The organism is Streptomyces sp. NPDC021093 (genome assembly GCF_044333135.1).
In the GTDB taxonomy this organism is placed as follows: Bacteria; Actinomycetota; Actinomycetes; order Streptomycetales; family Streptomycetaceae; genus Streptomyces.
Map to the genome: position 1 here is coordinate 112928 of NZ_JBIRQJ010000006.1, position 18870 is coordinate 131797.

Annotated in this window: 17 protein-coding genes; 8 read left to right on the plus strand and 9 right to left on the minus strand. The window is 71.9% G+C overall.

Going from position 1 to position 18870, the window contains the following annotated elements; all coding sequences use genetic code 11:
* The first annotated feature begins 50 nt into the window (after positions 1 to 50).
* Positions 51 to 770: a carbon-nitrogen hydrolase family protein gene (locus tag ACH4SP_RS19590; RefSeq protein WP_398416558.1), complete on the plus strand. Its 720-nt coding sequence runs from the start codon at positions 51 to 53 to the stop codon at positions 768 to 770.
* On the opposite strand, the gene ACH4SP_RS19595 is transcribed toward ACH4SP_RS19590, so the two are convergent.
* Positions 754 to 1560 carry an EI24 domain-containing protein gene (locus ACH4SP_RS19595; protein ID WP_398416561.1) on the minus strand — a complete coding sequence of 269 codons (807 nt, stop codon included), beginning with the start codon at positions 1558 to 1560 and terminating at the stop codon, positions 754 to 756. The genes ACH4SP_RS19590 and ACH4SP_RS19595 overlap by 17 nt on opposite strands.
* 109 nt (positions 1561 to 1669) lie before the next feature.
* On the opposite strand from ACH4SP_RS19595, the gene ACH4SP_RS19600 reads away from it, so the two are divergent.
* From ACH4SP_RS19600 to ACH4SP_RS19615, 4 genes are all read left to right on the plus strand, one after another.
* Positions 1670 to 2200, plus strand: a complete 531-nt coding sequence (locus ACH4SP_RS19600) for a hypothetical protein (RefSeq protein WP_398416563.1) — start codon at positions 1670 to 1672, stop codon at positions 2198 to 2200.
* A gap of 56 nt (positions 2201 to 2256) precedes the next feature.
* The gene (locus ACH4SP_RS19605) at positions 2257 to 3360 is read left to right on the plus strand and encodes a hypothetical protein (RefSeq protein ID WP_398416565.1); all 1104 of its coding nucleotides are present in this window, start codon (positions 2257 to 2259) and stop codon (positions 3358 to 3360) included.
* A gap of 159 nt (positions 3361 to 3519) precedes the next feature.
* Entirely contained in the window at positions 3520 to 6132 is a 2613-nt protein-coding gene (locus ACH4SP_RS19610; protein ID WP_398416567.1) for a M14 family zinc carboxypeptidase, read from the plus strand.
* 99 nt (positions 6133 to 6231) lie between these two features.
* Complete coding sequence (locus tag ACH4SP_RS19615; protein WP_398416569.1) at positions 6232 to 7389, plus strand: serine hydrolase domain-containing protein; 1158 nt, start codon at positions 6232 to 6234, stop codon at positions 7387 to 7389.
* Between the two features lie 87 nt (positions 7390 to 7476).
* On the opposite strand, the gene ACH4SP_RS19620 is transcribed toward ACH4SP_RS19615, so the two are convergent.
* On the minus strand, positions 7477 to 7905 hold the full coding sequence (locus ACH4SP_RS19620) for an organic hydroperoxide resistance protein (RefSeq protein WP_398416572.1): 429 nt from the start codon (positions 7903 to 7905) through the stop codon (positions 7477 to 7479).
* Between the two features lie 67 nt (positions 7906 to 7972).
* Positions 7973 to 8995: an NADP-dependent oxidoreductase gene (locus tag ACH4SP_RS19625; RefSeq protein WP_398416574.1), complete on the minus strand. Its 1023-nt coding sequence runs from the start codon at positions 8993 to 8995 to the stop codon at positions 7973 to 7975.
* 92 nt (positions 8996 to 9087) lie between these two features.
* On the opposite strand from ACH4SP_RS19625, the gene ACH4SP_RS19630 reads away from it, so the two are divergent.
* The 3 genes from ACH4SP_RS19630 to ACH4SP_RS19640 all read left to right on the plus strand — a co-directional run bounded on the left by ACH4SP_RS19630 (position 9088) and on the right by ACH4SP_RS19640 (position 12598).
* Entirely contained in the window at positions 9088 to 9705 is a 618-nt protein-coding gene (locus ACH4SP_RS19630; protein ID WP_398416576.1) for a hypothetical protein, read from the plus strand.
* A 157-nt stretch (positions 9706 to 9862) separates the two neighbouring features.
* On the plus strand, positions 9863 to 10900 hold the full coding sequence (locus tag ACH4SP_RS19635) for a rod shape-determining protein (RefSeq protein WP_398416578.1): 1038 nt from the start codon (positions 9863 to 9865) through the stop codon (positions 10898 to 10900).
* A 108-nt stretch (positions 10901 to 11008) separates the two neighbouring features.
* A complete protein-coding gene (locus ACH4SP_RS19640; RefSeq protein WP_398416581.1) occupies positions 11009 to 12598 on the plus strand; it encodes a GAF domain-containing protein in 1590 nt (529 codons plus the stop codon).
* 230 nt (positions 12599 to 12828) lie between these two features.
* On the opposite strand, the gene ACH4SP_RS19645 is transcribed toward ACH4SP_RS19640, so the two are convergent.
* From ACH4SP_RS19645 to ACH4SP_RS19670, 6 genes are all read right to left on the minus strand, one after another.
* Positions 12829 to 13695 carry an amidohydrolase family protein gene (locus ACH4SP_RS19645; protein WP_398416583.1) on the minus strand — a complete coding sequence of 289 codons (867 nt, stop codon included), beginning with the start codon at positions 13693 to 13695 and terminating at the stop codon, positions 12829 to 12831.
* Positions 13692 to 14651, minus strand: a complete 960-nt coding sequence (locus tag ACH4SP_RS19650; RefSeq protein WP_398416585.1) for an aldo/keto reductase — start codon at positions 14649 to 14651, stop codon at positions 13692 to 13694. Before ACH4SP_RS19650 ends, ACH4SP_RS19645 begins: the two co-directional genes overlap by 4 nt.
* Positions 14652 to 14707: 56 nt before the next feature.
* Positions 14708 to 15526: an SDR family NAD(P)-dependent oxidoreductase gene (locus ACH4SP_RS19655; RefSeq protein ID WP_398416587.1), complete on the minus strand. Its 819-nt coding sequence runs from the start codon at positions 15524 to 15526 to the stop codon at positions 14708 to 14710.
* Complete coding sequence (locus ACH4SP_RS19660) at positions 15523 to 16872, minus strand: enolase C-terminal domain-like protein (protein ID WP_398416589.1); 1350 nt, start codon at positions 16870 to 16872, stop codon at positions 15523 to 15525. The genes ACH4SP_RS19655 and ACH4SP_RS19660 overlap by 4 nt, the downstream gene beginning before the upstream one ends.
* A 12-nt stretch (positions 16873 to 16884) precedes the next feature.
* Positions 16885 to 17739: a fumarylacetoacetate hydrolase family protein gene (locus ACH4SP_RS19665; protein ID WP_398416591.1), complete on the minus strand. Its 855-nt coding sequence runs from the start codon at positions 17737 to 17739 to the stop codon at positions 16885 to 16887.
* Between the two features lie 121 nt (positions 17740 to 17860).
* Complete coding sequence (locus tag ACH4SP_RS19670) at positions 17861 to 18862, minus strand: ABC transporter permease (protein ID WP_398417192.1); 1002 nt, start codon at positions 18860 to 18862, stop codon at positions 17861 to 17863.
* Between the last annotated feature and the right edge of the window lie 8 nt (positions 18863 to 18870).

Here is an 18870-nt window from a genome sequence, read left to right on the forward strand (position 1 = left end):
CAACACCCCGACGATCAAGGCCTTTCCGGATGCTGGAACAATGTGATCCCATGCGTATCGCCGTCGCCCAGTTCACGTCCCGCCCCGCCGATGTCGCGGCGAACGCCGCCGTCATGGCGGATCTCGTACGGGAAGCGGGTGCGGCCGGAGCACGGATCACCGTCTTCCCCGAACTGGCGCTCTCCGGTTACGAGTTGGAGTCCCTCGCCGCCGATCCCACGCTCTGGACGGCCCCCGACGACCCGCGCCTCGACCCGGTACGGGACGCCTGCCGGGCGGCCGGGACCGCGGCCGTGGTGAACTGCGCGGCCGACGGATCCCTGACGAGCCACGTGTACGGGCCGGACGGAGAGCTGCTGGCCCGGTACGCGAAGCAGCACCTGCACACGGGCGAGGACGAGGTCTTCCGCGCGGGCACCGGGGACGGCCGCTTCGAGCTGGACGGCGTCCGCTTCGCCCTCGCCACCTGCTTCGACAACCACTTCCCTGAGCTCGCGGAGCGCGCGGCGGCCGACGACTGCACGGTCTACCTGGCGAGTTCGCTGTACGGGCGGGGCAACGGCGAGCGCGAGATCGCCGCCGTGTACCCCGCCCTCGCGAAGGACTTCGGCCTGTACGTGGCCCTGGCGAACCACGTCGGGCGGGCCGGCCCGTACGACGCGTGCGGGCGCAGCGCGGTGTGGGGTCCCGACGGTACGTTGCTGGCGCAGGCCGACGCGCGGACGCCGGGCCTCACAGTGGCCGACGTACCCCCTACCGACCTGCGTTGACCGATTCGCCGTCCGCACTGTCACTGTCATCGTCGTCGCCCACGGACGGCTCGCCCAGCAGGTCGCGGGCCATCAGCGTCGCACCGGCGACCGCGCCCGGCATCAGGAACACCGCCACGAACGGCACCAGGTAGGCGAGCGTCAACGGCACCCCGAAGCCGAGCACCAGCGAGCGGCGGCTCCGCAACAGGGCGAGGCGCTCCTTGAGTTCGATGCCACGGCGCTGGAGGGCGACGGCGGTCAGCTCCTCGGTGAGGAAGTAGCCGGACACGCAGAAGCCGAGGACGGGCACCACGGTCTGCCCGACCACCGGGATGAAGCCGCAGGCGAAGAGGATGATCCCGTAGAACAGGACGCGCAGCAGGACGCGGATGCTGTCGCGCGCCGAGATCCACAGCTCGCGCATCAGCGAGAGACCGGACTCGGGGGCGGTGCCGTCGGGCGAGCGGGACTTGTCCACGCGCTCCGACAGCGCCTCGTAGAACGGCTGCCCGACGAGGAGCGTCACGGCGGTGAAGGTGATCACGGCGAGGAACAGGGCAAGACCGAAGAGGAGGACGCGGAGCAGCCCCCGGAAGATCGTCAGCCAGGTCTCCCCCCACCCGTCCGCGAACGGCGTCGCCCACGCGACGAAGTCGTCCGACCAGGCGATGAGGCCGAACAGCGCGGCGGCGTACAGCACCAGCGTCACGAGGCCGGGCAGCAGCCCGAGGCCGTAGCTGCGGCCGTGCTGCGCCATCCACCGCTGGCCCTTGGCCAAGTACTTGAAACCCACCCCGAGATCGCTCATGGCCGCAACCCTATGGGGCGTACCCACGGCTGTTCCGACGGCCCCGGCCGGGCCCGCCCGCTAGGCTGCGCGCTCCGGGCGGGGCAGCGGCGGGAACGGGTGGGGTGCGATGGGCCGGTGGGACAGAGTCCAGGCAGGTGCGGCGGCGCGGGTGGCGGTGGGTGTCTGCACGGTGGCCGCCCTCAGCAGTGGGTGCGGCTCCCCGTCGGACGGTGAGAGACACGCGCACGGCCCCGCGGCGGCCGAAGTCACCGTCGTACGCGGGGAGGAGACGTACCCGCTGACGGTCAGGATCACGAAGTGGGAGGCCCAGCCGCCCCGGTCGCCGGAAACGAAGTCGGCCGTGCACTTCAGCTACCGGACGACGATGACGGGGTCCCTGCCGGAGGTCGTCGTGAAGCTCGCGGCATGTGCGGTGGACGCCCAGGACATGGTGCTGCTGTGCCGCAGCATCGGCGTGTACGACGGGGCCCGCAGCGCGCGGGCGGCGGAACAGAGCGCACAGCTCACCCCCGGCGTCTTCGACCTCGCGGGCACGGCCCGTGTCGTCCTCCTGCCCGACCAGCAGGAGTCCACCCCCGACGACGACTACCGCCCGCCCTTCGCACCGGAGCCGGGCGAGCGGGTACGACTGCGCTGAGCGGGACGGAGGACGCCGGAGACGTCGTGCGATCATGCGGTGGATTCGGGGGCGACATGGGGAGATTCGACGTGGGTGCGGGTACGGGCGGGGAGCAGGGTGGTTCGTCGGTTTCCGACGAGGAGTGGGAGCGGTTTCTCCAGGACTCGGTGAACGGGGCGCCCGACGCGCCCAAGGAACCGTCCGCACGGGCCCGGATGGTGACCCGGCGACTGCGCGAGGAGCCCGCGAACCCGACGCAGTGGCGGGCGCACTCGCCGACCCGACCACGGCGCATCAAGGCCTGGCACGTGATCGCTCTGCTGGCCGCACTGGCGCTGTTGGCCGTGGCGTTGATACCGGGGACGACCGCCGGATGGTTCGGGGGCGGGGGTACGGATCAGCAGCCGCTCGCAGCGGAGTCGGCGCGGCCGTCCGAGGCGCCTCCCGGGGGGCCGGACGGGCGGGGCACGCTGGACGAGCCGTTCAGGGGTTCGCCCGCCGCGCGCTGGGCGGACGGCACGGCCGGAATCACCGTGCCCGCCGCGCGTGCCACCGGGTGGATGAGTACGGACCAGGTGGCGCAGGCCCTCGGCCGGACCCGGGACTTCCTCGCCGCGTCCAACCTCGATCCGCACGTACTGCGGGGCGAGCACCCCACGAGGGCGAGCGCCCTGGTCAACCCGGAGCAGCACGATGTTCAGGACTTCCTGCGCAGCGCGTTCCGCACGCCGAGCAAGGAGAACGATCCGTTGCTGCTCTTCAGCCGGTTCGACCAGGCACGGGCCCGGCTCGTCGGGGACGTGGTGAAGACGCGGGGGCGGATCACCTACCGGGAGGGCGAGCGCGGGGCGCTCCGGGTGAGCACCGACGTCACGTACGTGTACCCGGTGGTGCGGGCTGCGGCGGGCAGCACCGAGGTCGTACGTACGATCGTGCGGCGCGAGGTGGTGCTGAGCTGGGACGACCCCGCAAAGGTGCGGACCGCGCCGGGGACCTTCTCCCTCGTCTCGTACAAGGTGGACATGACCAACGGCGGGTGCGACCCCAACACCGCCTACTTCCGACCGGAGTTCGGGAGCACGGCGGCGGACGGCGGGAGCGAGGTCGACCCGTACGACCGCAGCAAGCCGGTGGCCGAGGGCTCGGGCGAGGGGTGCGCGAGCGCGACCAGGTCGTAGGGGTGGGGTGTGGGGTGTGGGGTGGTGGGCCTTCGGGGGTCGGGCGGTGGTGGCCGCCCAACCCCACTCGCCGCCCATACCCCCTTGTTCCCCAGGTGGTTGAGACGGTAGACCCCTGCGTACCGATCTTCCGCTCCACTCCCGGAGGTACGTTCGCGCATGGGTCCCACCCGACACCGCATACCCAGACCCGTTCTCGTCGGCATCGCCGCGCTCGCCGGTGCCGCGCTTCTCGCCCCGGCTCCCGCCGCCGCCCGACCCGGCCCCGGCGGCAAGGGCGACGGGCCGCACCACCGTGAAGGCGGCTCGGCCGCACATGAGTTGAAGGAGGAGGCGGCTGCCGAGGCTCCCGCCGCCTCCGCCGCACGCGCCCTCGACAGCGCGACGCCCACGCTCCGGCACGGGCAGGGCGGATATCCCCGCCGGACCGCTCTCACCGTGCCCGCGCCCAACCCCGCCGACAAGTCGATCAAGCTCGGGCTTGCCCCGTACCACTCCATAGCACCCAAGCTCAACTCCCTCCAGAAGCTGGGGAATCGGGTGAGTGTGGAGATCGCGGGGAAGTCGGCCGGCGGGCACGATCTGTATCTGGTCACCGTGACCGCACCCGAGAGCGCGAAGCAGGCGCGGGAGCAGGAGCGGATGCGGGAGCGGATCGAGAACGAGCCTGCGTCGGCGGCCAAGGACCGGCGGATCAAGGAGACGTACAAGACTCCCGTCTTCATCAACAACAACATTCACGGGAACGAGTGGGAAGGGACGGACGCGTCCCTCAAACTCATCGAGGAGCTGGCCAGGGCCAATGACGCCAGGACCGGCAAACTGCTGGCGCAGAACCGGATCTACATCAACGTCACGGCGAATCCGGACGGACGAATAGCCGGGACCCGGCCGAACGCCAACGGGTTCGACATCAACCGGGACTTCATCACGGCGACCCAGCCCGAGGCCCGTGCGATCCGGCAGATCGCCATCGACAAACAGCCCGCCGTCATGCTCGACATGCACGGGTACGTGAACGGGACGCTGATCGAGCCCACCACCCCGCCGCACGGGGAGAACTACGAGTACGACCTCTTCCTCAAGAACAGCTACGCGAATGCGCTGGGCATGGAGGCCGCGGTCAACGGGCTCGGGTACACGCCCGCCAAGGACGGCGTGGATCCCGTGGTCATCCCCTTCCGGGACCAGCAGGAAGGCTGGGACGACTGGCCACCCGTCTTCACCCCGCAGTACATGCCCTTCCAGGGCGCCGTCGCCACGCACACCATCGAGATCCCGTTGCAGGTCAACAACGAGGAGTACGACACTCAGCCGGTGGCCGAGCTGCGCCGCCGGTCGGCGATCAACACGGACATCGCGGGCGCTGCCATCAAGGCCGCCCTCAACTACACGTCCTCGCACCGCACTTCCGTGATCGCCGATCAGATCGAGACCTTCCGGCGCGGGGCGGCAGGGGCCGAGCAGGTGCCGGTTTCCGAGGAGACCGTGCCGGGCGTGCCGGGGATCGGGCCCGAGGACGTCTACACGACCGACTTCCCGAGTGCGTACGTGATTCCGGCGGGTGTGGTTCCGGGCGGCCGGGACGGGCAGCGGTCGGCCGTTGCCGCCGCGCGGCTCGTGGATCATCTCGTCGCCAACGACGTACGGGTGGAGCGCGCGGTGCGCGGGTTCCGGCTCGGCGGGAAGAGCTACCCGGCCGGGTCGTACGTCGTGGACATGAAGCAGCCCAAGCGCGGCATCGCGAACGTGATCCTGGCGGAGGGGCGGGACATCAGCGCGGACGTCTCCGCGATGTACGACATCTCCGGGTGGAGCCTGGGGCTGCTGTGGGGGGCGAGCGTCGACAAGGTGATGTCGGGGCAGGTCGATGTGCCGGGGCGGACCGTGCACGCGGCCTCCGCGACCGGGTACGTCGCACCGTGGGGCGACCTGCGGCTGCGGCTGGACGACCCGAAGGAGATCGCAGCGCTCAACTCCCTCCTCGGGGACGGTGTGAAGGTACGGCGGGCCGCCGACGGGACGGCCGTCGTGCCGGGCTCCGCGCGGTGGAAGGCCGTGCGGCTGGCGGACCGGTACGGGGTGGCGTTCCATGCGACGCGGGCGAAGGGTGTCGCGCCGATCGGACGCACCCGGGTGGCCGCCGCCGTCTCCCCCGGTGAGCTGTTCGCGCTGCGCGAGATGGGCTTCGAAGTGACGCCCGTGTCGACGGACGTGCTCAATGAAGGGTTCGCGTGGAAGGGCGTTGACACGTTGTACGTGTCGGCGGATCTGGAGTACGGGAAGCTCAAGCCGGCCGCGAAGGCCGGGCTCGACGGCTTCCTCAAGGAGCACGGGCTGGTCGGGCTCGGCGGCGACGGCGCCAAGCTCAACGCGGACACCGCCCTCATCGCCGCCAGGGCCGTACAGGGCAACGGCGACGCGAACGGCGTCGTGAAGGTGGACAACTCGTCGGCCAGCCCGGTCACCGCCGGGGCGCCCGCGCACACCTTCGTCTTCTCGCCCATGTGGTTCACGGAGCTCGGCAAGGGGGTCAGGGCCGACCAGTCGTACGGCAGGGCGGGCGGCAACCCGCTCGTCTCCGGGCACTGGCGTGCGGGCGAGGACGGTACGGGCGGGCCCAAGGACGCGGCAGGCCGGGCCTCCGTCGTCAGCGGGACCTCGGCGCAGGGTACGGAGGTCGTGCTGTTCGGTACGCAGCCGCTGTTCCGTGCGCACCCGAAGGGCGAGTTCGCGCAGGTCGCACGGGCTCTGTTCGTCACGGCCGGCTGAATAAGGTCCGCCGGTCCGGAATAGCTCGCGACGGCGGGTGCTTGATCTCCCTGCAAGCAAGTACAGGCACTCAGCACAACCATCGGGGAGTTGATCCGCATGAGCGGGATCGAAGTCGGGGGAACCGTCGCCGCGGGCTACGAGGACGTCCGCGAGGAGTTCGCGGCCGTCCTCAACAACCCCGACGAGGGGCCGGACCACGCCGCCCAGCTCGTCGCGCACGTCCGCGGCGAGCTGGTGGTGGACCTGTGGGGCGGGCCGCACATCGGGGCGGACTCGCTGACACCGGTCTATTCGTCGACGAAGGGCGCCGCCTACCTGGTGGTGGCCCTGCTGGTGCAGGACGGGGTCCTGGACCTGGACCGCGAAGTGGCCTTCTACTGGCCGGAGTTCGGGGCGCACGGCAAGGACCGGCTGACGGTGCGCGAGCTCCTCGCGCACCGGTCCGGGGTGGTCGGCGCGGACACCGGATTCACCGCCGAGGAGCTGGCCGACGACCGGGCGATAGCCGAGCGGCTGGCCGGACAGCGCCCGTACTGGCGGCCCGGCACGGCCGTCGGCTATCACGCGTACGTCGTCGGCGCGCTCGCCGGTGAGGTGGTGCGGCGGGTCACCGGGCGGACGATCCAGGAGATCTACGAGGAGCGGGTCCGCGCCCCGTACGGCCTGGACTTCTTCGTCGGGCTGCCGGACTCGGAGGCCGGGCGGGTGCTGGACACCCTGCCGATGGCGCCGACCCCCGCCCAGCAGGCGGAGATCGCCGCCAACCCGGGCAGTGGGCACTCCCTCGGCGGCATCGCCTTCAACCTCAATGCCGAGAAGCCCACCGACATCGTCGAGGCGGGGAACTCGTATGCGCTTCGGGCCAACGGCCAGCTGTCGTTCGGCGGCGTCGGCTCCGCGCGCGGGCTCGCCGGGATGTACCGGGCGATCCTCGGCGACGGCCTGGAGCAGGGCGCCCTGCTGAACGAGGAGACGCTCGCCGAGTTCGGACAGATCCAGTCCGACGGCACCGACCTGGTGAGCGGCGCGCGGTCGGTGTTCGCGGTGGGCTTCGGGGCGCTGTCCGCCGAGAAGTACCCGGTCCTCGGCCACGGCTCGATCGGGCACAGCGGGGCGGCCGGTTCCCTCGGGTTCGCCGACCCCCGCCAGCGGATCGCGTACGGCTACAACCGGCGCCGGTTCGCCTACCCGGGCGGGGCCGCGCCCGAGAACGTCCACCTGGTGCGGGCGCTGGTGCGGGCGGCGACGGCGTAACGGCACAAGGCGTCACCGCACACGCGGAAGGGGCCGCGCCCGGAACGTGCCGGGCGCGGCCCCTTCGTACGTACTGCTAGCAGGTCATCAGGCGACGGAGAGCTCGACCTTGATGTTGCCGCGCGTGGCGCTGGAGTACGGGCAGACCTCGTGGGCCTTCTCCACCAGGGACTTGGCGGTGGCCTCGTCCACGTTCGGAATGGTCGCGGAGATGGCGACCTCCAGGCCGAAGCCGCCGGCCTCGGTGGAGCCGATGCCGACCTTCGCGGTCACCGTGGAGCCGGTGATGTCGACCTTCTCCTTGCGGGCGACGACGCCGAGCGCACCCTGGAAGCAGGCGCTGTAACCGGCGGCGAAGAGCTGCTCCGGGTTGGTGCCCGCGCCGCTGCCGCCCATCTCCTTCGGCGGGTTGACCACTACGTCCAGCTTGCCGTCGTCGGTGGCGACGCGGCCGTCGCGGCCGTTCTCGGCGGTGGCGACGGCGGTGTACTTGACGTCGATCTTCTGGATGGACATACGAGTAGATCCTCCTGCTTGGTTCGCCACGGCTCGCGCCCACGCGCCGTGACGGCGTGGGGTGAGCTTACTCGCCGAGGCTGACGATCATCTTTCCGGTGTTCTGACCGCGCAGCATGCCGAGGAACGCGTCCACGTTGTGCTCGATGCCCTCGACGAGGGTCTCGTCGTACTTGAGCTCGCCGGAGCGGATCCAGGCGGAGACCTCTTCGATGAACTGCGGCTGGAGCGCGGCGTGGTCGGCGACCAGGACGCCCGTCAGGCGCAGCCGCTTGCCGATGATCTGGATCATGTTGCGCGGGCCGGGGACCGGCACGGTGTCGTTGTAGCCGGAGATCGCGCCGCAGAGGGTGGCGCGGCCGTGCACGGTGAGGGCGCCGATCGCCGCCTCCAGGTGCTCGCCGCCGACGTTGTCGAAGTAGACGTCGATGCCCTCGGGGGCCACCTCGCGCAGCTGCTGCGCGACGGGTGCCTCGTCCTTGTAGTTGAACGCGGCGTCGAAGCCGTACTCCTCGGTGAGGACCTTGATCTTGTCGGTGGAGCCGGCCGAGCCGACCACGCGCTTGGCGCCGCGCAGCTTCGCCATCTGGCCGACCTGGCTGCCGACCGCACCGGCCGCGCCGGACACGAAGACGGTGTCGCCCTCCTTGAAGGAGGCCACGTCGAAGAGACCGGCGTACGCGGTCAGGCCCGGCATGCCGAGGACGCCGAGGTACGCGGAGAGCGGGGCCAGCTCGGCGGAGACCTTGGTGGCGAAGTCGGCCTTCAGGTCCGCGTACTCGCGCCAGCCCAGGTCGTGCAGGACGTGGTCGCCGACGGCGAAGCGCTCGTCGTTCGAGGCGATGACCTCGCCGACCGCGCCGCCGGTCATCGGCTTGTCCAGCTCGAAGGCCGGGATGTACGACTTCACGTCGTTCATGCGGCCGCGCATGTACGGGTCGACCGACAGGTGGAGGTTGCGGACCAGGATGCGGCCCGCGCCCGGCTCGGTCACCGGGGACTCGACCAGCGCGAAGTCCTCCGGCACCGGCCAGCCGATCGGGCGGCGTACCAGGTGCCAGGCGCGGCTGGAGGTGGGGAGAGTGGTCATGAGGAACGGCCTCCACGGCGAGAAAACAACTTTATGATCTGGATGAACCTTGCTCCTCAATGTTTGAGATTGTCAAGTAAGTGGGGTGTGTGATGCTGGGAAACGGCCTCGGACCTGCGGATTTCCAGCTCGTGCTGTTGCGGCGGATGGCCGATCACCAGCCGGGACTGGTGGAGGACGCCCGGATCTCGATGGGGGTGACCCTGACCGAGATGCGCGAGGTCAACCGGCGCTGGCAGGCCATGGTGCGCTCGCCTCGGGCCCGCGGCGCCGTGCAGCGGTACCGGTCGGTGCTGGGTCCGCCGGAGGCGGTCGTACGGCGGAAGGCGGGCGATCTGGAGTGCGAGGCGCTGCTGTGGCCGGTGCCGCTCTGGCCGACGCTGCGGCTGGAGGTGCTGACCGGCCCCGACGGGACCGCCTGGAACGAGTGGCTGGTGCGGGCACCGGGCGAGCCGGGGCCCGCACTGGGGTCGGCGGACGACCTGGTGCCGTGGTCGGCGACGGTGGACGAGGTGGCGCGGGCCTTCCCGCCCGTACGGATGCTGGACGGGGCGGCACCGACCCGGGCCCGGCTGGCGGTGACGCTGCCGGGCGGACGGGGGCGGGAACAGGAACCGGGACAGGGACAGCGGCAGGAGCGGGTGGCGGAATTCTGCTGGGGGCTGTTCCAGGGGTTCGCCCCGGCGGACGGCCAGCTTCCGCGCCCGTGACCCCGGCGGACGGCCAGCTTCCGCGCCCGTAACTCCGGCGGACGGCCAGCTTCCGCGCCCGTAACGGAAACTGACGTTCTGGCACTGTGTCAGCTCCCGTACCCCGGGCGGCTCAGCCCAGCGCGCGCCCGGACCGGGCGGACCGCACGATGCGACTATGACCGTCAGCCTTGAGCAGTTGCGCCGTTGCCATGTCGCCGTCGATCTGGGTGCCGCCAGGACCCGGGTGTTCGTGAAGGGCCTCGGCCTCGTGGTCGACGAGCCGAGCTGCGCCGCCGTGAACACCAGGACCGGGGCGCTCATCGCGGTCGGCGCGTTCGCCGAGCAGATGACCGGGCGCACGCCCGACTACATCCGGGTCGCCCGGCCCGTCTCCGGCGGCACCGTCATCGACATCGAGATGGCGCAGCGCATGCTCCGCCACCTGCTCGGCGACAAGCTCCGCCGCCAGCTGCGCCGCAGGCCGGGCCTGCGGGCCGCCGCCTGCACCCCGCACGACGCGGACCCGCTCGCGCAGCGCGCGGCCGTCGAGACGCTGGTGGGGATCGGCGCGCGCCGGGTGGAGCTGGTGGACACCCTCATCGCGGCCGCGGTCGGCTGCGGGCTTCCGGTGGAGCAGCCGTGCGCCACCATGATCATGGTGTGCGGGGCGGCCACCACGCAGGTCGCGGTCCTCTCCCTCGGCGCGATCGTGGCGGCCGAGCGGATCCCGGTCGGCGGCAACGCCATCGACCACGCCGTCGTGCAGCACCTGCGGCAGGCGCACGAGCTGATGCTGCCCTCGCAGTCGGTGCGCCCGCTCCAGCTGGCGCTGAGCAGCAACGGGCTCGTGGCGGGCGGCCCGGTCTCCACCGTGATCCACGGCCGGGACGTGGCGACCGGCCTGGCCCGCTCGGTGCACGTGGACACCGCCGCCGTGCAGCGCGCCATCCACACCCCGCTGACCGCCGTGCTCGACGGCATCGGCAAGATCCTGCGGACCTGCCCGCCCGACCTGGTCGCCGACCTCGCGGAGAGCGGGATCATGATGGTGGGCGGGAGCGCGCTGCTGCCGGGCCTCGACCAGATGCTGCGGGACGCGACCGGCATGCCGGTACGGATCGCGGAGCGGCCCGACGTGTGCGCGGTGCTGGGCCTGGGGGCCATGCTGGACGGTCAGATCCAGCCACTGGCCCTGGACCCGCTGGCAAGCTGAGCCGGGCCCGTGCCCCCGCCCGCGGCCGGGCCCGTGCGACGTACGCGGCCGGGCCCGTGTGACGTACGCAACCGGCAGTACGCAATCGGCAGAAGGAACCGGAACCCGATGCACGACGAGGCACGTACCGCCCCCGGCCTGCCCCTGCTGCTCGACGCGGTCCTCGCCGTCGGTACGGACCTGGAGCTGCGCGGCACCCTCCAGCACATCGTGGACTCGGCGGTCGAGCTGACCGGGGCGCGGTACGGGGCGCTGGGCGTCGTCGACGCGGACGGCACCCGGGTCACCGAGCTATACACGGCGGGCCTCGACGAGGCGGCCAGGGAGTTCATCGGCCGGCTCCCGGACGGGCACACGGGGCTGCTCGGCATCCTGGTTCAGGAGCGGCGCCCGCTCCTCGTCCCGGAGATCGGGGCCGACGTGCGGTCGGCGGGCTTCCCGCCCGGCCACCCGGAGATGAAGTCCTTCGTCGGCGTGCCCGTCCGGGTGGACCGGAAGGTCTTCGGGAACCTCTACCTCACGGACCGGGCGGACGGCACGCCGTTCACCCCGGAGGTCCTGTCGCTGCTGCGGGTGCTCGCCGCGCAGGCGGGCATCGCGATCGGCAACGCGCGGCTGTACGAGACGGCACGGCTGCGCGAGGAGTGGATCCAGGGTGCCGCCGCCGTCACCACGGCCGTACTGGACGGCGAGACGACGTCGGACGCCCTGATGGTGGTCGCCGCCGAGGCCCGTCTGCTGGCGAAGGCGCTCGCCGGGATCGTCCTGCAGCCGACCGGGGCGGGCGGCATGGAGATCGTCGCGGCGGCCACGGGGCCCGGCGAGGACGCGGCGGACCTCCTCGGTACGGAGATCGAGCCGGGCAGTCCGGTACTGGAACAACTCCTCGGCGGGGAGCCGGTGTTCGTGGACGACTCCGCGACCGACCCCCGGATGACCACGTCCGTGCGCACCCGCTTCGGGCCGAGCATGCTGCTGCCGCTGCAGAGCGGCGGCGAACTCATCGGCACGCTCGCGCTGCCCCGGGGGCGGGGCGGCGCACCGTACACGGGGGTGGAACGGCTGCTGGCCTCGCAGTTCGCCTCGCAGGCTGCGCTGGCGATGGTCCTGGCGGGCGGCCGGGACGCCAGGGAACGGCTGGCGGTCTTCGAGGACCGGGACCGGATCGCCCGGGACCTGCACGACCTGGTGGTGCAGCGGCTGTTCGCGACGGAGATGATGCTGGAGTCGACGCGGCGGAGGGCCGCCGTGGGCGCCTCGGGCGGCGGGCGGGCAGGCGCGATGGACGAGCTGCTGGGGCAGGCCGTCGACGAGCTGGACTCCACCATCCAGGAGGTGAGGACCGCCATCTTCGCGCTCCAGCAGCCGCCGGCGGACGCGCCGACGACGGTACGGGGGAAGGTGCTCCGGGAGACGGCGGGGGCGGCGGCGCTGCTGGGCTTCGCACCGTCGGTGCACTTCGAGGGGCCGGTGGACGCGCTGGTCCACCCCCCGGTGGACAGACAGCTGGTCGCCGCGTTGCGCGGGGCACTGGCGGCGGCGCACCGGAGGCCGGGGGTCAGCGCTGTGCGGGTGCGGGTGGAGGTGGGGGTGGCCCTGCCGGACGGGCGGGAGGGGGTGCGGTTGACGGTGTCGGACGACGGGGTCGGGGAGGACGAGGGGAAGGGGACGACGCTTACGTGGCAGGCACCGTTGTAGGGGGCGGGAACAGCCCGTCCGGCGTTTGAGGACGCGCGGCGCAGCCCGGGACGCGCGGCGCAGCCGTGCACCGGGCGCAGCCCGGGACGCGCGGCGCAGCCGTGCACCGGGCGCAGCCCGGGACGCCCGCCCCCACCGGCGCGAGCCGTGAACCTCCCGGCCCCGCGGCAGCGGTTTCGGGAAGGGGCGGGTGGGGGACGAATCCGCGAAGCGGCCCACCGCCCGCGGGCTCACTCCACCCGCAGCCCGTACACCCGTTCCGCCGTCCCGGCGAACACCTCCATGCGCTCCGCCGAGGAGAGCCCGGACGTCAACTCGCGTGCCACGTCCAGCACTTCACGGTACGAAGACGCCAGCCTGCACACCGGCCAGTCCGACCCGTACATCACCCGCGACGGCCCGAAAGCCTCCAGCGCCACCTCCGCGTACGGCCGCAGGTCGGACACCTTCCACCGCTGCCAGTCCGCCTCCACCACCAGCCCGGACAGCTTGCACGCCACGTTCGGGAGCGTCGCCAGTTCCCGTACGGCCGACTCCCACGGTTCTCTCGTGCCGAGGGCGATGGGGGGTTTGCCCAGGTGGTCCAGGACGAAGGAGAGGCCGGGCAGGGCCCGCGCCGCCTTCGTCGCGGCCGGCAGCTGGCCGGGGGTGACCACCAGGTCGTAGACGAGACCGGCGTCCGCGACCGCCGCGAGTCCCCGCCGTACGTCCGTCCGCAGCAGCCACTCCGGGTCGGCTTCCGCCTGCACCTGGTGGCGGATGCCCACCAGGAACTCGCCCCCGGGCAGGGCCCGCAGCCCGGCGAGGCGGTCGGTGACGTCCGGGGCGGTGAGGTCGGTCCAGCCGACCACGCCCGCGATCAGCCCGTGCGCCCCGGCGAGCGCCAGGAACTCCGGTGTCTCCGCCGCGACCGTGACCGTCTGCACGAGCACCGTCGCGGACACTCCCGCCGCCGCGGCCTCCGCCGCGAGGTCCTGGACGAGGAAGTCCCGGCGGAGCGGGGCGAGTTCGGGTCCGGTGATCCAGTCCTGGTCGCGGACGGACAGGTCCCAGACGTGGTGGTGCGCGTCCACCACACGGGGCGGCGCCGGAGTCACTCCTCCCCCAGCAGGCCCTCGGCCCTCAGCTCGTCCCACAGTTCCTCCGGTACGTCCACGGCCGCCATCGCCGCCGCGTCCGCCGCCTCCGCAGCCGACCGCAGGCCGACGAGGACGCTCGCCACCGCAGGGTGCAGTGCGGGGTACGCGAGGGCCGCCGCCCGCAGCGGCACCCCGTGGCCCTCGGCGACCGCCTTGATGCGCAGGGCGCGGCCGAGCAGGTCCACCGGGGCGGCCTTGTAGTCGTACGTGGCACCGGGCTGCGGGTCGGCGAGCAGGCCGGAGTTGAAGACTCCGCCGACGACCACGCTCCGGCCGCGCTCCGCCGCCTCGGGGAGGAGTGCGGCGGCGGCCCGCTGGTCGAGCAGCGAGTAGCGTCCCGCGCACAGCAGCACGTCCGCGTCGGTCTCCCTCACGTAGCGAAGGAGTGGCGCCACTTGGTTCATTCCTGCGCCGATCGCACCGATGACGCCCTCGGCGCGCAGTGCCTCCAGCGCCGGGTAGGCCTCGCGCAGCGCCTGCTCGCCGCCGTCGCCGTACTCGTCGGGGTCGTGCAGGTAGGCGACGTCGATGCGGTCGAGGCCGAGGCGTTCCAGGCTGGCTTCGAGGGAGCGCCGTACGCCGTCGGCGCTGAAGTCCCACACCCTGCGGTGCGTGGCGGGGACGGCGAAGCCCTCGTCGGTGCCTCCGGTGCCCGCACCCCTGCCCGTACCCTCTGCGGGCTCAAGGAGGCGCCCCACCTTGGTGGAGAGGGTGTACGAGTCCCGGGGCCGGCCGCGCAACGCCGCGCCGAGCCGCCGCTCCGAGAGCCCGAGGCCGTAGTGCGGCGCGGTGTCGAAGTACCGGATCCCCGCGTCCCAGGCGGCGTCGACGGCGGCGCGGGCGTCCTCGTCCGTCACCTCCCGGAAGAGGTTCCCGAGGGTGGCGGCCCCGAAGCCGAGCGGGGAGACGGACACCGCGCTCCCCCCGAGCGGCCGCGCGCTCCCCGCCTGCGCACCTGCTGCCCCCGTGCTCACTGCCCCTCCGGGCGCAGCCGCAGCCCCTGCATCCCGCCGTCGACGGCGAGCGAGGCCCCGGTGACGGAGCCCGCGGCCGGGCTCGCCAAGTAGGCGATGGCCGCGGCGACCTCGTCGGCGGAGACCAGTCGGCCCATCGGCTGGCGGGCGTTGAGCGCGGCACGCTCGGCCGCCGGGTCGTCGGCCGCGTCGAGGAGGCGGCCCACCCACGGGGTGTCGGCCGTCCCCGGGTTCACGCAGTTGACCCGTACGCCCTCGCGGACGTGGTCGGCGGCCATGGCGAGGGTCAGCGACAGCACCGCGCCCTTGCTCGCGCTGTACAGGGCCCGCTGCGGCAGCCCGGCCGTCGCCGCGATCGAGCACGTGTTGACGATCGCCGCGTGCGACGACTCGCGCAGCGCGGGCAGGGCGGCGCGCGAGACCCGCACCATGCCCAGGACGTTCACGTCGAGGACCCGGTGCCACTGGGCGTCGTCGTTGTCCTCGACGGTGCCGGCCGCGCCGATGCCCGCGTTGTTGACGAGGATGTCCAGGCCGCCGCCGAGGGCCTCGACGGCTGCCGCGACCCCGGCCCGTACCGACGTGTCGTCCGAGACGTCGGCCTTGAAGCCGAGCAGGGGGGCCTCGGCCCCCGACGGGTCCAGGTCCAGCACGGCGACCTGCGCGCCCCGTGCGGCGAGGAGTCGGGCGGCGGCCAGGCCGATGCCGGAAGCACCGCCCGTGACCAGCGCCTTCAGCCCTGCGAGCTCACCCGCGCGCTCGCCCGTGTGCTCGCCCGTGTGCCCACTCGTACGCTCGCCCGTGTGCTCACTCATACGACAGCCTCCTCGGAGAGTCCTTCGGCAAGGTCGGCGGTCCAGAACCGGCCGCCCGGGTAGGTGAATTCGGCGATGGAATCGGCGTGCATGGTCGCCGAGAAGCCGGGTGCGGACGGGGCCGTGTAGTGGCCGTCGCGCATGACGACCGGCTCGGTGAAGTGGCCGTGCAGATGGTCGACGTACTCGATGACCCGGTTCTCGGTGGTGCCGCTCAGCGCCACGTAGTCGAACATCGACAGGTGCTGGACGAGTTCGCACAGCCCGACCCCGCCCGCGTGCGGGCAGACCGGCACCCCGAACTTCGCCGCGAGGAGCAGGATCGCCAGGTTCTCGTTGACGCCGCCGACCCGCGCCGCGTCGATCTGCAGGACGTCGATCGCCCCGGCCTGGAGGAGCTGCTTGAAGATGATGCGGTTCTGGACGTGTTCGCCGGTGGCGACCTTCACGTCCGGGCCGACCGCCTTGCGGATCGCCGCGTGGCCGAGGATGTCGTCGGGGCTGGTGGGCTCCTCGATCCAGTAGGGGTCGAAGGCGCTCAGCGCCCTGGTCCACTCGATGGCCTCGCCGACGTTCCACCGCTGGTTGGCGTCGATGGCGATCCGGATGTCGGGGCCGACGGCGGCGCGGGCGGCCCGCATCCGGCGTACGTCGTCGGCCAGATCGGCACCCACCTTCAGCTTGATCTGGGTGAAGCCGTCGGCGACCGCCTGCTGGGCGAGGCGGGTGAGCTTCTCGTCGGAGTAGCCGAGCCAGCCGGGCGAGGTGGTGTAGCCGGGGTAGCCGCGCTCGCGCAGCTTCGCCTCCCGTCCCGCGGCGCCGTGCTTGCCCGTACGGAGCAGCTGCAGGGCGTCGGCGGGGCTGAGGACGTCGGCGATGTACCGGAAGTCGATCTGCTGGACGAGCCACTCGGGTTCGGCGTCGGCGAGGAGCTTCCACAGCGGCTGCCCGGCCCGCTTGGCGGCCAGGTCCCAGGCGGCGTTGACGGCCGCCCCGATCGCCATGTGCATCACGCCCTTCTCGGGGCCGAGCCAGCGCAGCTGGCTGTCCCCGGTCAGGGTGCGCCCCAACGTGCCCGGATCGGCGCACAGTTCGTCGACCGAGCGGCCGATCAGATGGGGCTTCAGGGCCTCGATCGCGGCGACCTGGACATCGTTGCCACGCCCGATGGTGAAGGTGAAGCCGTGCCCCTCGACGCCGTCGCCGGAGTCGGTGCGCAGGATCAGGTACGCGGCCGAGTAGTCCGGGTCGGGGTTCATCGCATCGGAGCCGTCGAGCTCGCGCGAGGTGGGGAAGCGGATGTCGTACGTATCAACTGCCGTGATACGAGCCGTGGTTCTGGTCACGTAACGGGCCTCTCACGCCTGTGCGAAGGTCTGGCGCTGGCCGCCGAGGCCGTCGATGGACAGCTCCACGGTGTCTCCGGCGCGCAGATAGGGGTTTCCGGGCAGGCCCAGGGCGACTCCGGCCGGGGTGCCCGTGTTGATGACGTCGCCGGGTTCGAGCACCATGTACTGGCTCAAGTAGGTGATGACGTCGGCGACTTGGAAGATCATGTCCTTGCTGTTGCCGTCCTGCCGCCGGACGCCGTTGACGTCCAGGCGCAGCCGCAGGTCCTGCGGGTCGGCGATCTCGTCGGCGGTGACGAGCCAGGGACCGAGCGGGTTGAAGGTCTCGCAGGACTTGCCGAGGTCCCACTGCGGGGAGAAGTCCAGCTGGAACTCGCGCTCCGACACGTCGTGGCTGACCGCGTACCCGGCGACGCAGGCGAGGGCCTCCTCGGGGCCTGCCAGGTAGCGGGCCCGGCTGCCGATGACGACGCCGAGCTCCACCTCCCAGTCGGTACGGGTCGAGCCGCGCGGGATCAGGACCTCGTCGTACGGACCGACGACGGTGGAGGAGTCCTTCATGAAGACGACGGGCCTGGGCGGTATCGCGGCACCCGTCTCCTCGGCGTGGTCACGGTAGTTGAGGCCGATGCAGACGACCTTGCCGGGCCGCGCGACGGCCGCACCGACACGGAGTCCGTCCGCACCTTCGAGGACGGGCAGCTCCCCGGCCGCATGAGCGGCACGGACCCGCTCCACTCCACCGCCCGCGAGAAAGGCCCCGTCGATGTCGGACGTGAGCCCGGAAAGGTCGTACACCTGACCGTCGTCGGCAAGAAGGGCAGGAGTCTCGCTCCCGATCTCACCAAGTCGCTGCAATTTCACGAGAGTTGAACTCCTAGTACGGGGCCCGCACCTCTAAGGGCGCCGGGAGCCGGGGCGCCCCTTCAGGGGCGCGGGGAACTGCGCGACCAGCCACAACGGACCCGCAGATGAACATCCGGACCTAGTCCTGCGCCCGACCCGTCGTCACACGCGCAATCATCAGCGCGATCAGAATGATCGCCCCATAGATCGCCTGGATCCAGAACGACGGCACCTGCGCCAGCGTCAGCAGGTTCTGCACCACACCCAGCAGCAGCACGCCGGTCAGCGCACCGAACATCGTGCCCTTGCCGCCGTCCAGGCTGATGCCGCCGATGACCGCGGCCGCCATCACCGTGAAGATCATGTTCTGACCCTGGTTGGCGTTGATCGCGCCGACGTAGCCGGTCTGCATCAGCCCGCCGATCGAGGCCAGTACACCGGCGGTGATGAACACGCCGAGCATGACCCGGTCGACCCGGATGCCCGCGGCCTTGGCCGCCGCCGGGTTGCCGCCGATCGCGTACAGCGCACGCCCCACCCGGTGGTACTTCAGTACGAAGCCCGCGATGCCGAAGGCGACGGCCGCGATCCACACGGACAGCGGCACCCCGATGAACGTCGAGGTGGCAAGGGCGAAGAACGCGTCCGGCATGCCGAACAGCGTCTTGCCCTCGGTCGCCCCGACCAGCAGTCCGCGCAGCACGATCAGCATCGCCAGCGTCACGATGAACGCGTTCAGCTTCAGCTTCACGACCAGCGCGCCGTTGAACGCGCCGATGAGTCCGCCGACCACCAGGATCACCAGGATGCCGACGAACGTGGGCATCTCGGTGCCGAACCCGGAACTGAGGGCGGGCAGCACCAGCAGCGCACCCATCGCGGGGGCGATGCCGACGACCGATTCCAGGGACAGGTCGAACTTGCCGGTTATCAGTACCAGCGACTCCGCGAGCACCACCATCGCGAGCGCGGCGGACGCGCCCAGGATGGAGATGATGTTGGGCCCGGTGAAGAAGCTGTCATTGGTGAACGCACCGAGCACCACCAGCGCCAACAGGGCCGGTACGAGGGCGAGTTCGCGTGCCCGGCTGAGCAGCAGGGACTTCTTCCGGTCGGCCGGGGAACTCTTCCGCCGGTCCACCGGGGCGG

Coding starts and splice junctions, on each gene's coding strand:
- ACH4SP_RS19590 (WP_398416558.1), top strand. CDS start 51: ATGCGTATCGCCGTCGCCCAGTTCACGTCCCGCCCCGCCGATGTCGCG.
- ACH4SP_RS19595 (WP_398416561.1), bottom strand. CDS start 1,560: ATGAGCGATCTCGGGGTGGGTTTCAAGTACTTGGCCAAGGGCCAGCGG.
- ACH4SP_RS19600 (WP_398416563.1), top strand. CDS start 1,670: ATGGGCCGGTGGGACAGAGTCCAGGCAGGTGCGGCGGCGCGGGTGGCG.
- ACH4SP_RS19605 (WP_398416565.1), top strand. CDS start 2,257: ATGGGGAGATTCGACGTGGGTGCGGGTACGGGCGGGGAGCAGGGTGGT.
- ACH4SP_RS19610 (WP_398416567.1), top strand. CDS start 3,520: ATGGGTCCCACCCGACACCGCATACCCAGACCCGTTCTCGTCGGCATC.
- ACH4SP_RS19615 (WP_398416569.1), top strand. CDS start 6,232: ATGAGCGGGATCGAAGTCGGGGGAACCGTCGCCGCGGGCTACGAGGAC.
- ACH4SP_RS19620 (WP_398416572.1), bottom strand. CDS start 7,905: ATGTCCATCCAGAAGATCGACGTCAAGTACACCGCCGTCGCCACCGCC.
- ACH4SP_RS19625 (WP_398416574.1), bottom strand. CDS start 8,995: ATGACCACTCTCCCCACCTCCAGCCGCGCCTGGCACCTGGTACGCCGC.
- ACH4SP_RS19630 (WP_398416576.1), top strand. CDS start 9,088: ATGCTGGGAAACGGCCTCGGACCTGCGGATTTCCAGCTCGTGCTGTTG.
- ACH4SP_RS19635 (WP_398416578.1), top strand. CDS start 9,863: ATGACCGTCAGCCTTGAGCAGTTGCGCCGTTGCCATGTCGCCGTCGAT.
- ACH4SP_RS19640 (WP_398416581.1), top strand. CDS start 11,009: ATGCACGACGAGGCACGTACCGCCCCCGGCCTGCCCCTGCTGCTCGAC.
- ACH4SP_RS19655 (WP_398416587.1), bottom strand. CDS start 15,526: ATGAGTGAGCACACGGGCGAGCGTACGAGTGGGCACACGGGCGAGCAC.